A 14,108-nucleotide genomic window follows, 5' to 3' on the forward strand; every position below is an offset into this window, starting at 1 on the left:
GACGCTGTCTTTTTTATTTCTTGTTTCTTAAGAAATTCTTACGTTTGCTAATAGGTCATTCGTTTTAGCGTGATGGAAAACGCTGTCCGTTCATACGGCTTGCTTTGGAGAGAGATGCCCCCTCCCATTTTCTCAATGAGCCTTTTTGTAATTGTTAAGCCGAGCCCGCTTCCCTGGAACGCTTTATTTCTCGATTCCTCAAGGGTGTACAGCCTTTCGAACACCCGCTGCTGATCATACTCGCCAATCCCTTTCCCACGGTCCCAAACCGTAATAACAATCTGCGTGTCATCATATGTAAGGGACAATCCGATCAGCTTTCCATCTGCACCATATTGAATCGCATTTGATAAAAGGTTTTGCAGAACCCGGTCAAGCGCTTCTTCATTTCCATGTGCATAAACCGGGGTATCCGGGATGTCGATGACAGCTTTAAAACCTTTTGCCTGAACGGCATCATAGTGTTGGAGAATGTTTTTTCTGCATATTTCGTTGATATGTATTTTCGTGAGCAGTATTTGCTTATCTTCTGATTCGAGTTTGGCCAAGTCGAAGAAAGAATTCATCAGCTGAATGATTTCTCCTGTTTTTTGATAAAGTTTTTCCAGCAGCCTTTCACGCTCTTCTTCCGCCATATCCGAGTCATTTTGAATCGCCTCGATATATCCGAGCACAACAGTCAGCGGGGTTTTCAGATCATGGGACATATTGGTCAGCATTCGTTTCATTGACTGCTCCGTTTTTGCAAAGCGGGCTGTTATGCGTTGACGCTCCTCAACAAACAGGTTCATTTGCACGAGCAGATCCCGCAGTACTTTATCATCCGTTCCTAATAAAATTTGATCAGCCGCCTGCTCATTTAGCATCATACTGAGCTTTTCCGTGATGTACTTCAAGTTTTGGTCCCGCTGTTTTTTCATTTTATATTGAACGATATTGAGAGAAGCCAAAATCATCAGCATGCCAATCCATAACATTATCATGCTAAAACTCTCCTAATTTATAACCGATGCCCCAAAGTGTTTTAATATATTGCGGAGAGGAAGGATCATCCTCTATCTTTTCCCTCAAGCGCCTCATATGGACGTTAATAATATTTTGATCGCCAAAATAATCCTCATTCCAAACCGAACGATAGATTTGTTCTTTAGTGAATACTTTTTTAGGGTTTGTCACAAACAAGGTCAGCATCTTCCATTCCGTTGATGTCAGCTGAAGCGGTTCACCATTTTTTTGTACGGATACATTTTCTATATCAATCGTAAGCTTGTGAATACGTAGTTTTTGATTTGCCGGCTCACTGGCGGAATACTGCGTTGCGCGCCGAATGGCGGCTTTTATTCTTGCGGTCAGTTCGATCATCGAAAACGGCTTGGCAATATAATCATCCGCACCAAAACCCAGCCCCAGCGCTTTATCGACATCCCCGTCTTTTGCAGAAATCATTAAAACCGGGACCTTGCTCTGTTCACGGATCAATTTCAGAAAATCCATCCCGTTCAGTTTAGGAAGCATGATGTCGAGCAGAATCACATCATAATTGCCCTGCTGAAACAAGCGAACGCCCTCTTCTCCGTCAAAAGCAAGCACGACCTCAAACCCTTCTTTTGTTAAATAATGATCGACCATTTCACTGATCGAATGATCATCTTCAATAAGCAATATGCGCTGCATCTTGTTCACCTATCCTTTTCAACATAAAAACACACGTGCAATTACACTCATTGTAATTGAAAAACGTGTGTTTTTTACAAAAATTATTTATATTTCTAGTTGAATCCTCTTGTAGCTTCCGGATCTATTGACGGATACCAATCTACTTTCCCACTAACACGGATCAAGTCACAGGCGCGGGGTTGTACAAACACAAGTCATTGGAACAAAAAAATGACCTCTGATGTCAGGGGTCATCTTTTATTGATCAAGGGGCTTATTCTTTTTATAGTAAAGTGTTACGTTTTGCTTCCGCAAAGTTTCAATCATGTCATGATAACTGTTTGCAAACTGCTCGTTGTCTGATTTCATCCGGGTGATGACGGTTTTGCGGTTTTCACTTTTGTGATCTAATTCTTCTTTAATTTTCGTGATCATCATACCTTTTTGCCCTTCGATTTCGCTTTTTAGCACTTTATCAAATTCTTTCAGTTCTTTTAAAACGCTTTTCAGCGGCGCGTTCAGCCGGGCCGCTTTATCCTTTGCTGAAATACTGCTTAAAAACATATATGTCGCTGAAACTGTTTCAGTTTCCTCCAATAACGGTTTTACCATCTTAATCCCCCTCCCCTATGCCTTAAAATCAAACAGCGCCGAAATTTGCTCATCTTCATCGAACAATTTTTCAATGCTGGCGCGAATGCTTTTTACAAATTTCTTTTTGCTGGAGGTTTGTTTTTTTAATTCGCTGACGACGCCGTCGCACTGAGGAAGCGGGGCCGTGTGGTACGAGTCGTGGACGACGATTTTATTCAGCTTTCCGTTTGATCCGGCGAAGCCTGAGGCGAGCTTGAACTGAATGTCGAATTGGTAGCGGGAAGGATTGGCTTCCATGTCATGAATGGCTTTTGTCAACTCAGATTTTTTAATTGCGAAATGATCGTGGATTTCATGGTGGAAAACACGTTGGTAGCGTTCAATTTCAGCCTCAATCTTTGAAATGGCAGCCATCCCCGCCTGGTAAATCCTGATGGCAGATGACAGATTGACCTTTATCTCTTTTCCGTCCTTGCCTTTCTTAGAAAAATAGATGTCTCCTCCTTTGTAGCTGATGCCTTTCTTTTTGGATAGGGCGTTTAGAAGCGGGGTGATGCTGTGGCCTTCGCCAATAAGATTGAGAAGGTCTTTTGTGTCTTGATCCAGTTTGCCTAAGGCTTCTTCCAATGCTTTATAAGTTGAATAAAATTCGATTAAATTTTTCATTAGTGATTGAGAGAGTTGTCTATTATTTAGAGTAAATATGACAGTCTTCCAGTCGACAAGAAATTTGATCTTTTCATATAAAACGTCAAGCCTTCCTGTCAGTCGCTCTACTTCGGCAACGTCTTTTTGAATGGTCTTTTTTTTCGCTTCATCAATATAACCGTTTGCTTCAAGCTGATTGAGAACAGGGCCGCTGTAGGCCTTGACTTTCGCAAAAAATACTTTAAACTCTGGCAGCTTTTTATCAAGTGCACCCACCATATTCAAGAGGCGGGCCGGATGTTTCAAGCAATATGCTATTTGCTGAGCTGTACCCTCTTCATTCATTATTCCGTTTAAAAAATCCATATCTACGCCGATTGCTTCCATAGCAAAACCCTGAATGCCGCCCTTTCGATAATCAGCAGCATATTTTTGAAAGTACCCTTTCAGTTTGCTCACATCTTCATCAGGAATATGATCAATGACACTTCGGAATCCTTTTATATCCGGGTGTGTGTTCGTCATCTTCACATCGCCGAACGTAATAAAATCAGCCTTCCCGCTGACACCGTAGAGCGGATCGTTACTGGAAATGCGCTGGGTGATGTTGGCTGTGACGCCTTTGTCGTTGTAGTATTTGATGATGGCTTTTTTGAGTCTGTCTTTTGGGATTGTTGATAAATCGTTTACTTGATACTTCTTTCTTAGTTCCCTTGCCATTTTCTTATCAATCAACAATAAGTGATCTACACTTATTTGGGCCCCATTTACACCATAAACCTCATCAAATTCACCATTAACTAACTGCACTAAAACTTGGTTATTGTTTGCGAGAGAATGGCCCATAGCATAAGTTTTTAACTCTTTAGAGTTACCGACCTTTCTCTTGGAGGCCCTTGAAAACTCCCTTGTAGCCTTATATTGTCTGTTATCCATTCCCAAAAACAATCCAAAGAAATTATATTTCCAATCTTCATTATCGGCGCTGCCCTCGGAAATAATGTGGAGCTGATCGATATGTTTTGTCTTATCCTTTAGATGAATAGCTGTTCCATCATAGCCTGATTGACTGATTGTTTTATCCTTACTATGTTCTAGAATTTCTTTTGACGTAAAAATCTCAATATTTTCTTTAAGTTCATGATTTGTTTCCTCTTTATAAATTCTGCGAACATCTGCCTCGAAATTATCTTTAGCTTTTTTCACTTCATTTGGATTATTTGAAGCAAACCTATTTTTATAGCTGTATTCCAGGTTTATTATACGAAGTTTCACATTTTCATTTTCAAATATATTTTTAGTTGCCATCCTATTTCTCCTTACCAGTTAAAAATACGATGGATTTAACTAACTTCTTAGCTTTCTTTTCAGCAGAATCAACATCAAGTGAACAAGGTTTAGAACTTTTTAGACAAGTAAAGTCAAATGTAAATTGTATACCAACATAATTCTGTTTATTTATATAACCAATATAGGAATGAGTCTCATTATTTTTTTGATTTGTATCGTCGTGAACAGTTTTCATATACGCAAAATAAATATCCTTATCTTTTTCCTGGAACTTTTCAAATTGTCCTTTATATCCATTTTCCTCCCTCACTTGTTCTAACATTTCATTTGGATTATTGATGAAAGATTGATTTAGGTAATATTCTACAGAAGCATTAAGAGAAACATTCGTTTTTTCATCGTAGCTATAAAAAGAGATTATCTCTTCATCTTTTCCGAGAGAGGATAAATTGTCATCATATTTCCCATCCTCCGGAAACAACATCGTAAACCCTTTCAGTTTAGACTCAAGCAAATAATAGCCCGGCTCGACTTCCTTTGTTGATGCCATGTATTCTCTTGTTTTCTCATCCTGGAACGCCGGAACCTGCGGGAGGTCTTTCGGGTCCATATCTTTCGGCTTGACCGCTTCTTCTTGATTGCCGTTCTTGCCGTTTTGGCTGTCGTTCATACTGCATCCTCCTGTAAAGATTAGTATTATAGAAAAACACAATATCATCATCTTTTTCATTTTATTAAACCTCCAAGGGCTTTTAAGTTAAGCTGCAAGCACTTCATTTTAATGCGAATGACATGCTTGAAAATGATACTTTTTTATGTTACAACATGGAATAAATTAGATAAATAGGAAATAAGAATCACCACCCTGCAAATCGTATGCCGGCCCTCTGAAAAAACAGGCAGTATGGTTGATGCGCCAAGATTCCGAAAGGTACTGCGGTTTAGTTTACCAAAGAGGAAATATGAAAAAAGAACCACTTTATACTTCTTGTTAAAAACGAGTTCACAATTAAAAAAGCACCTTATCAAGGTGCTTTTCGATCAAGTCACAGGCGCGGGGTTGAACAAACACAAGTCATTGGAGAGTCCCCAATGTTCCGCCCATGTTTTCCTTCCGCTTGCGACGTTAAGGATCGTCCTGAAAATTTCCCAGCCGACTTCTTCTATTGAAGCTTCACCTGTTGCGATCCGTCCGGCGTTAACGTCGATTAAATCGCGCCAATCTTCTGATAATGACTGCCGGGTTGCCACTTTCATAACCGGAGCCATTTCAAGGCCGTACGGCGTTCCTCTTCCGGTTGTAAATACTTGCAAATGCATGCCCGAAGCCAGTTGCAGGGTGCCGCATACAAAATCGCTTGCAGGTGTCGCTGCAAAAGTGAGTCCCTTCTGTACAGCCCTTTCACCTGGCGCGAGTACGGCATTGATCGGGCTGCTTCCCGATTTCGCGATCGAGCCGAGCGATTTCTCAACCACGTTTGCCAGCCCGCCCCTTTTGTTCCCTGGCGACGGATTGGCGCTTCGGTCTGATTCGCCTCTTTCCAGATAGCGGTCATACCAAGCCATTTCCCGAATCAGGGCGCGGCCGACTTCTTCATTGACAGCGCGCGGTGTTAAGAGATGAACGGCATCGCGGACTTCGGTGACTTCCGAAAATAAAACCGTGGCCCCTGCCCGGACGAGTAAGTCGGCCGCATATCCCGCCGCGGGGTTTGCGGTCACTCCTGAGAAAGCGTCGCTGCCACCGCACTGAAGGCCAATCACCAGGTCTGAAGCGGGACATGTTGTCCGCTTCCGTTCATTCAGCCTTTTTAAGCGCTCTTCGGCCATTTCCATAATCGATTGTATCATTTGCTCAAACCCTCGCCGTTCCTGCAATGAAAGAATGTTTTCAGCGTCTCCTTCCGGCTCTATCCTCGTCGGAAGGAGCTTCTCGCAGCCGAGTCCGATCACCATCGCTTCCCCGCCGAAATTAGGGTGTCTGGCGATATTTTGAATCGTTCGGATCGGGATTTTGGCTTCCGGTGCATTAATCGCCACACCGCAGCCGTACTGATGATTTAATGCAGCGACACCGTCAACGTTCGGATATTTTGGAAGCAGTTCCTCTTTAATTCGTTTAACCGCGTAATCGAGAACGCCTGCGACGCATTGCACGCTTGTCATAATGCCAAGCACGTTTCTCGTGCCGACGCTCCCGTCTTCATTCCGGTATCCTTCAAATGTGTACCCTTCAAGAGGGGGAGCGGGTTTTGGAACTTTGTTGGCGATGGGCAGTTCATCGAGCGGCGGAGCTTCCGGAAGCATGATATGCGACTCGGAAATCCCCCCACCTTTTTCGATTGGTTTGACGGCATAGCCGATAACCTCACCGTAGCGAATAACGGCTCCGCCCTGTGTAATGTTTGTTAAAGCCACTTTATGACCTTGAGGTATCCGTTCCTGCAGTTTAAGCCCGCAAGGAAACACCGTCCCTTTCGGCAGTCCGCCGGCATTGACGATGATTGCGGTATTGTCTTTTTCGTTCACCTTAATGTACAGCGGGGTTTCAGTTTGATTGACAAGCATAAGTATTGATCAACTCCCCTTTTCGATCAGCGCCTTTCCACAGCCCTTCTCCCGCTGCGGCACATGTTAGAAAGCGCTGTCAAACAACTTAATGATTGTTTTTTTCATCACGAAGACCATTCAGTATTTTGTCACGTACAAATTTTAAGTGCTCATACATATGGTGATAGGCTTGATATGGGTCCCTTTGTTGAAGGGCTTTCAAAATATTCGTATGATATTCGACAGTCCGGTCCCTTTCCCTGTATGGAATCTGGCTGTCGATTTTGGCGTGTGTGATCAAGAGTGATTGAATCATGCCCTCAAGCACCGGGTTGTTCGCACTCAAAGCGATAATCCGGTGAAATTCTTTATCTGCTTCTCCATAATGATTATCCGTGCTGTTTGCAATGATATCGATCGTTTCCTGCAGCCTTTCCAGCTGACTGTCATTGATCTTTTCTGCGGCGATCGTGACAAGCCCGAGTTCCAGCGCCATCCTCGCTTCAATAATGGCCGGCAAATTATCAACCGCCAAAGCTAGCATGACAGAAAACGGCTGGATGCCAATTTTATCATTAAAATACGTGCCGTCCCGGGTTTTTCTTTTAATAATTCCGAGCGTTTCGAGTGATATTAAAGCTTCGCGGAGAACGGGTCTGCTCACATTCAGTTTTTCCATGAGCTCGATCTCCGTCGGCAGTTTGTCCCCCGGTTTCAATTGGCCGCTTGATAATAAATGGACGATTCGTTCTACAACCTGTTTCGCCAATGTCTTGCGATTGACTGATTCGACCTGCAATGTTTCCATATCTTCTTCCACGACTGTGGGCCCCCTTTCAGTTGTTCATATTGTAAGACAAAATATCGCGTATGACAATGTCGGCTAGGGGCCTCTCAAACCGCTGTTTCCGCAATTAACGAACAAGACAAGGACGTTTAGGGTCGAAACGCCAATTTTCAATCAAAAACTGCATGGCAACGGCATCATTCCGCTCGCCTGCTTTCATTTTCTCATACCGTTCATTTGCTTTTTCCACCTGTTCCATGTCGATTTCAATGCCGAGCCCCGGCTGATCAGGAACTTGGACATATCCGTCAGCAATTGAAAAAGGCTGTTTTGTCAGACGCTGTCCATCCTGCCAAATCCAATGCGTATCAATCGCCGTGATGTCGCCGGGAGCTGCTGCGGCAACGTGGGTGAACATGGCCAATGAGACGTCAAAATGGTTATTGGAGTGAGAACCCCACGTCAGCCCCCATTCATGGCACATTTGGGCAACGCGGACAGATCCCTGCATCGTCCAGAAATGCGGATCTGCCAGCGGTATATCAACAGCGTGCAGTTGTATCGCGTGCCCCATTTGCCGCCAGTCTGTCGCAATCATATTCGTCGCTGTCGGAATGCTTGTCGCACGGCGGAATTCGGCCATGATTTCCCGACCCGAGTATCCGGCTTCCGCTCCGCAAGGGTCTTCCGCGTAGGCGAGCACATCCCGTTTTCCCTTACAAAGCGCAATCGCTTCTTCCAATGACCACGCGCCATTCGGGTCAAGGGTGATTCTCGCCTCGGGAAACCGTTTTGCCAAAGCGGATGCCGCCTCGATTTCTTCTTCTCCCGAAAGGACGCCGCCTTTTAATTTAAAATCTTGAAAACCGTATCGTTCTTGAGCTGCTTCAGCAAGACGGACGATCGCCCCGGGTGTCAACGCTTCTTCGCGGCGGAGGCGGAACCAATCGTCACTTGCCTCTTGCTCACTAATATAGGGAAGCGTTGTGCGCTTTCGGTCGCCGATGTAAAACAAATAGCCGAGCATCTTCACTTTTTCCCGCTGCTGGCCTTCCCCCAAGAGCGACGCTACAGGGACGCCGAGAAATTTCCCGAGCAAATCGAGCAAAGCCGCTTCCAATGCGGTCACTGCGTGTATTGTCGTCCGCTGGTCAAAGGTCTGCACCCCGCGTCCTCCGGCATCCCGGTCTTTAAAACGACGCCTGACAGACTGCAAAATCGATTGAACAGCGCCGAGCGGCTGACCGATGACAAGCGGCTTCGCCTGCTCCAGCGTCTGGCGGATCCGTTCGCCGCCCGGAACTTCGCCGACACCGAGAGCGCCTGATGAATCTTTTAAAATTACGATATTCCGTGTGAAAAAGGGGCCGTGAGCTCCGCTTAAATTCAAAAGCATACTGTCGCGCCCTGCCACGGGTATGACCTTCATATCAGCAATTGACGGTGTTTGCGATGCTTTCTCCTCTTTTACATGCTGATGAATGTTTGTATTCATATCGATTTAGCCTCCCTCTTATTAAAGCGCTTACATTTCATATGGATAAAGTGGTGTCCGCATGGTCTTCCTCTTTCTGCAGTTCGATGCGCTTGATCGGCCCGACGAGAAACAGATAACTTAATACCGCGGCAATCGCATTGGCACCGACAAACACAAGCGCTCCGTTAAATGAGCCTGTCGCATTCACGATATATCCGATGATAATCGGTGTCGTGATGGACGCAATATTTCCAAAGGTGTTGAAGATGCCGCCGCTCAAGCCGGCACACTCCTTTGGCGAGGTATCTGACACAACCGCCCAGCCCAGCGCGCCAAATCCTTTTCCGAAAAAGGCAAGCGACATGATGGAAACGACCAGCCAAGATGAATCTGCATAGTTGCATACGATCATCGAGCAGGACATCAGCATGCCGAGGATGATCGGTGTTTTTCTGGCAACCGTTATCGAGCAGCCCTTTTTCAAAAGGAAGTCTGACACGAACCCGCCCAGCAATCCTCCTAAAAATCCGCAGATTGCAGGAAGCGATGCGACAAAACCCGCTTCAAGGATCGACATACCGCGTGCCTGAACGAGATAGACCGGAAACCAGGTCAGAAAGAAATAGGTCAACGTTGTGATGCAGTATTGGGCGATATACACCCCGAGCAGCATCCGGCTTCTTAAAAGCTGCTTAATGTAAGGCCATTGGGACTCCTTTTCCTTCTTTTCCGCGTTCTTTCCCTCATCCATCGAGACAAGCGCGCCGCCTTCTTCGATGTACGCCAGTTCGGCGGCATTGATTCTCGGGTGTTTTTTGGGTTCGTAAATCGTTTTCAGCCAAATAAACGACATCGCAATCCCCAGAGCACCCATAATGACAAAAACCGTATGCCAGCTGAATGAGTGGGCGAGCCACCCCATCAGCGGTGAAAAAATGACAAGTGCAAAGTACTGCGCCGAGTTGAAGATCGCCGATGCTGTTCCGCGTTCAGAGCTTGGAAACCAGGAAGCCACCACCCGGCCGTTGCCCGGGAAGGACGGCGCTTCTGACAGACCGACGAGAAACCGGAGCGCAAATAAAAGGATAACGGCCGTTCCCGCGGCGAAAAAGCCAAGCGTTCCCTGCAAAAGGGTAAACAATGACCAAAAGAAGATGCTGGCGGCGATGATGATTTTCGACCCAAAGCGGTCGAGCAGCCAGCCTCCGGGAATTTGGCCGACAACATACGCCCAGCCAAATGCGGAAAAGACATACCCCATCGCCACCGAACTCAGCCCAAGCTCATGCTGCACAGAATCGCCGACGATCGAGAGTGTCGCACGGTCGGCATAATTAATGGATGTGACGAGAAACAGCATAGACACGACAAACCAGCGGACAGAACTTCTTTTCCCCGCGGTATGGGGGGAGGCTGCACGATTTTTTTTCATAGCATCTTCTCCTTTATTCATTTGTACCGAAACGATTGATTTACGGTTTGACAAATACGGTTTTCACAGCTGTAAAAAATTCTTTTGCTGCCTCCCCCTGTTCCCGTGAATGTGAGCTCGATTGTTTAACGCCGCCGAATGGCGCCTGCAGTTCGACACCGGCGCTTTCGGCGTTGACGCGAATGAGCCCCGCTTCAATTTCATCTATGAATGACAGCATCCGGCCGATGTTTTGCGTAAAAATGGAGGCGCTCAGGCCAAATTTGACGTCATTGGCCGTCTCCAAAGCTTCCTCAAGTGTATCCGCCTTGATTAATGCGATGACCGGGCCGAAAATTTCTTCTTGGGCAATCGTCATGCCGGAAGTGACATTGTCAAAAATGGCTGGCCTGATATAATAGCCGTTTTCGTATTTTCCATCTGCCAGCCTATCGCCGCCGAAAATGAGGTCCGCTCCTTCTTGCTTTCCTTTTTCAATATAGGACAGGCAGTTGTCAAGCTGCTGTTTGTTCGCAATCGGTCCCATCCAGACATCTTCTTTTAAGCTGTCGCCGATTGTAATTTCTTTTGTTTGTTGAAGCAGCTTTTCTTTAAACCGGTTATAAACACCGTTTAAGACGATGACGCGGCTTGTCGCCGTACACTTTTGACCCGTCGACCGAAACGCTCCGCTGATGACCGCTTCAACCGCACTATCAAGGTCGGCGTCATCTGCTATGATCACCGGGTTTTTGCCGCCCATCTCAAGCTGATACTTCGCCCCTCTTGCAAACGCCGTCCGGCCGATAATTTTTCCGGTTTGGTTCGACCCTGTAAATGTAATTCCGTTCACATCCGGGTGTTCGGCAAGCCTTTGGCCGGCCGATGATCCCGGCCCTGTCACCGCATTGACCACGCCTGACGGAATCCCTGCTTCTTCAAAGCACGAGATAATTTTAAGGCAGGTGACTGCGGTTTCTGTAGCCGGCTTGATGACGACCGTGTTTCCATAGATGAGGGCAGGCGCCATTTTCCAAATCGGGATGGCAACGGGAAAATTCCAAGGCGAGATGACGCCGACGACACCGAGCGGCACCCTGTCGGTGTACATGAAAGCGGATGTGTCGGTGGAGGGAATCACATCGCCCGTTTTCCTCATTCCCTCTCCGGCATAGTATCTGAGAATCGCGATTCCCCGCGCTGTTTCTCCTTTTGCTTCAGGCAGTGTTTTCCCCATTTCACGCGTCGCACACTCGGCAATTTCATTGAGGCGCTGTTCCATGATATCAGCGGCCTTGTAAAGAAATTGACCGCGCTCCGCTCCCGACAGCTTTCTCCAAGCCTTTTTGGCCTGCTTGGCCGCTTCAACCGCCCGGTCTACATCCGCAATCGAAGATTTTTGCACAAGCCCGACGATATCCCGTGTATCTGCCGGGTTCAAGCTCTGTTCCATCCCGCCCGATTCAGCCTTCACCCAGCGGCCGTTGATAAAGTTAAAATACGTTTTATTTTCAGCTGCAACAGACATCTTCAAATTCCTCCTTTTGTTTATAGGGCAGCGGTCGTTTTCGGATAACGCCCCATCGCGTTTTTCAGAATGTTTTCGAGCTGCCGGCAATGTTCTTTTTCCACCGGAACGATCGGCGGTCTCGCCGTGTTTTTCACATGAAGGCCCATGATTTCCATACCGGCTTTGATCAAAGACACGGCATAGCCCTTCCGAAGTTTGCGGATCTCGTTAATCGGCATGATGACATGCTCATAAATCTCTTTGACAAGCTGGTCGTTGCCGTTTAATAATGCCTCATAAAACATCCTTGAAATATGAGGAATATAATTGGATATCGCCGAAGAATACGACGTGAAGCCAATCGGAGCATAGGCCGGCATCGTGACTTCAGCCATCGGCATTCCGTTGAGCCAGCCCAGCCTGTCTCCTATCGTATACGACAAACTGATATTCAACGCCATATCCCCTATGCCGTCTTTGAGCCCGACAAGCTGCTCGAGATCGGTCAGCCGCTGAATCTGTTCAAGTGTCAAAACCGCATTGTCTCGCTGATAAATGATGGCGTTTAAATCCGTGCTTTCAATGATTGTTTTCATATACTGATAGAGGCCTTCCTGCTCTCCGTGTATCAAGTATGGCGGGAGAATCAGATAGCCGTCAGCCCCTTTTTCCTCGGAAATCCGCGCCCATTCCAAAGCGGTGCTCAAGTTGCCGCCCACTCCTGTGTAAACAGGCACCTTCCCGCCCGCCGCCGAGACGGCAATTTCGACCATTTGCTCATATTCCTTTGCGCTGAGAGACTGAAATTCTCCTGAGCCGCAAGCGATAAAAACCGCCTCAAGCCCTTCATCCAATAAAAAGCGGATGTTTTCGTAAAGTGCTTCTTCCTCCAGTTTTCCTTCCTTGTTGAAGGGTGCCACCGGGAAACCTAATATGCCTTCCGGCGCCTTCCGTAATTGACTCATCTCCGTCATCCCCCTGTCGTTCATTTCCTGAGAAAGCGTTATCATTCAGTTGAAATGCGATGTTTCTGTTTTAGAAAACCCCTCCATTCATCTTTTTGTTTAATTGTAAGACAAATAAACAAATTGTCAATATCATTATTTTCTGATTTTTTTATTTCAAGCAAAAAAAAAGAGACTGAAGACACGGTCCGTCTTCAGCCTTGGGCCTCAGCCCCTGGTTGCACAGCGGTTTTTTTCCGGTAAATCAATGCCGATAAAGAGATGCTTAATTCGTATAATACAAGCAGCGGGACGATCACCAACACATCCGAGATAAAATCGGGCGGCGTGATCACAACTGATACAACGATCAGCGAAAAATAAGAAATTTTTCTCATTTTACTGAGCTTGGCCGGATTTAAAATCCCGAGGCTCGTTAAAAACATCACGATGAGGGGCATTTCAAACAAAAACCCGAATGGCAGTGTCAGGTTCATCATAAAGCGAAAATAATGCTCCGCTGTAAACATCGTTTGAAAATGGCCGGCGGATAATCCGATTAAAAACTGAAGAACGAGCGGAAAGAGCACAACATAACCGAATACAATCCCTAAAATAAAAAAAGTGAACAGCCCCGGAATATAAAATAATGCCGCCCTCCGTTCGCGGTCGGTCAGCGCAGGCGCCACAAACCGCCATGTCTGAAAAGCGGCCACCGGTATGGTGGCTGCGATCGCCAGCACCCCCGCAATCATCATATAAACCCAAAGAATATCCCCCGGCCCCAGTACAGCAAGCTTTTCATCAAGGTCTCTGATCAGCCAGTCATAGATGTCCTGAACAAACAAAAAGCCGGTGATGAGAAACAGAATAAACGTCAGAAGCGTTTTAATGATTCGCTGGCGCAGCTCTTCAAGATGGGCAATCAAATGTGTTTCCCTTTTTTTCACCTTCGCCTTCCTCCCCTTCACATGCTAAACAGAAAAAAAGAACAGACGGGTTCACCCGCCCGCTCTATTGATCATCTATTTTGCCGATGGATCGCTTTGCTTTTTCACATTAGTCTCTTGTCCGATCTCATTGTCATCGGCAGATACTAAAGACTTTGTCGCGCTTTTGAATTCGGTCAGCGTTTTTCCAAAAGCCCGCCCGATTTCCGGAAGCTTTGAAGGCCCGAAAATGATCAGCGCAATTACCAGAACCAGGATGAGACCAGGAATACCGATATTTGAAAGCATTTG

General features: G+C 46.2%; 13 protein-coding genes. All 13 read right to left on the reverse strand.

Features of this window, described 5'->3' with window-relative positions:
• Positions 1-47: 47 nt before the first annotated feature.
• The 13 genes from M1D90_RS20645 to M1D90_RS20705 all read right to left on the reverse strand — a co-directional run bounded on the left by M1D90_RS20645 (position 48) and on the right by M1D90_RS20705 (position 14,105).
• A complete protein-coding gene (locus tag M1D90_RS20645; protein ID WP_039073145.1) occupies positions 48-983 on the reverse strand; it encodes a HAMP domain-containing histidine kinase in 936 nt (311 codons plus the stop codon).
• A 1-nt stretch (position 984) separates the two neighbouring features.
• The gene (locus M1D90_RS20650) at positions 985-1,662 is read right to left on the reverse strand and encodes a response regulator transcription factor (RefSeq protein ID WP_095292866.1); all 678 of its coding nucleotides are present in this window, start codon (positions 1,660-1,662) and stop codon (positions 985-987) included.
• Positions 1,663-1,914: 252 nt separating this feature from the next.
• Positions 1,915-2,268, reverse strand: a complete 354-nt coding sequence (locus M1D90_RS20655) for a hypothetical protein (protein ID WP_020450003.1) — start codon at positions 2,266-2,268, stop codon at positions 1,915-1,917.
• A gap of 15 nt (positions 2,269-2,283) precedes the next feature.
• Positions 2,284-4,206: a DUF6792 domain-containing protein gene (locus M1D90_RS20660; protein ID WP_145624646.1), complete on the reverse strand. Its 1,923-nt coding sequence runs from the start codon at positions 4,204-4,206 to the stop codon at positions 2,284-2,286.
• Position 4,207: 1 nt separating this feature from the next.
• Positions 4,208-4,918, reverse strand: a complete 711-nt coding sequence (locus tag M1D90_RS20665) for a hypothetical protein (RefSeq protein ID WP_020450001.1) — start codon at positions 4,916-4,918, stop codon at positions 4,208-4,210.
• 311 nt (positions 4,919-5,229) lie between these two features.
• Positions 5,230-6,756, reverse strand: a complete 1,527-nt coding sequence (garD, locus tag M1D90_RS20670) for a galactarate dehydratase (RefSeq protein WP_033155080.1) — start codon at positions 6,754-6,756, stop codon at positions 5,230-5,232.
• Between the two features lie 88 nt (positions 6,757-6,844).
• Positions 6,845-7,546 (reverse strand): FadR/GntR family transcriptional regulator, encoded by a 702-nt coding sequence (locus M1D90_RS20675; RefSeq protein WP_154495802.1) that lies wholly within the window; start codon positions 7,544-7,546, stop codon positions 6,845-6,847.
• A 106-nt stretch (positions 7,547-7,652) separates the two neighbouring features.
• Entirely contained in the window at positions 7,653-9,020 is a 1,368-nt protein-coding gene (gene gudD, locus M1D90_RS20680; RefSeq protein ID WP_145624645.1) for a glucarate dehydratase, read from the reverse strand.
• A 37-nt stretch (positions 9,021-9,057) separates the two neighbouring features.
• A complete protein-coding gene (locus tag M1D90_RS20685) occupies positions 9,058-10,434 on the reverse strand; it encodes an MFS transporter (RefSeq protein WP_025810831.1) in 1,377 nt (458 codons plus the stop codon).
• A 40-nt stretch (positions 10,435-10,474) separates the two neighbouring features.
• On the reverse strand, positions 10,475-11,941 hold the full coding sequence (gucD, locus tag M1D90_RS20690; protein ID WP_026580463.1) for an alpha-ketoglutaric semialdehyde dehydrogenase GucD: 1,467 nt from the start codon (positions 11,939-11,941) through the stop codon (positions 10,475-10,477).
• Between the two features lie 20 nt (positions 11,942-11,961).
• Positions 11,962-12,888 carry a 5-dehydro-4-deoxyglucarate dehydratase gene (gene kdgD / locus M1D90_RS20695; protein WP_456283032.1) on the reverse strand — a complete coding sequence of 309 codons (927 nt, stop codon included), beginning with the start codon at positions 12,886-12,888 and terminating at the stop codon, positions 11,962-11,964.
• A gap of 194 nt (positions 12,889-13,082) precedes the next feature.
• Entirely contained in the window at positions 13,083-13,817 is a 735-nt protein-coding gene (tatC, locus tag M1D90_RS20700; RefSeq protein WP_026580462.1) for a twin-arginine translocase subunit TatC, read from the reverse strand.
• Positions 13,818-13,892: 75 nt separating this feature from the next.
• Entirely contained in the window at positions 13,893-14,105 is a 213-nt protein-coding gene (locus tag M1D90_RS20705) for a twin-arginine translocase TatA/TatE family subunit (RefSeq protein ID WP_020449994.1), read from the reverse strand.
• Positions 14,106-14,108: the final 3 nt, after the last annotated feature.

Source organism: Bacillus sp. JZ34 (assembly GCF_053903205.1).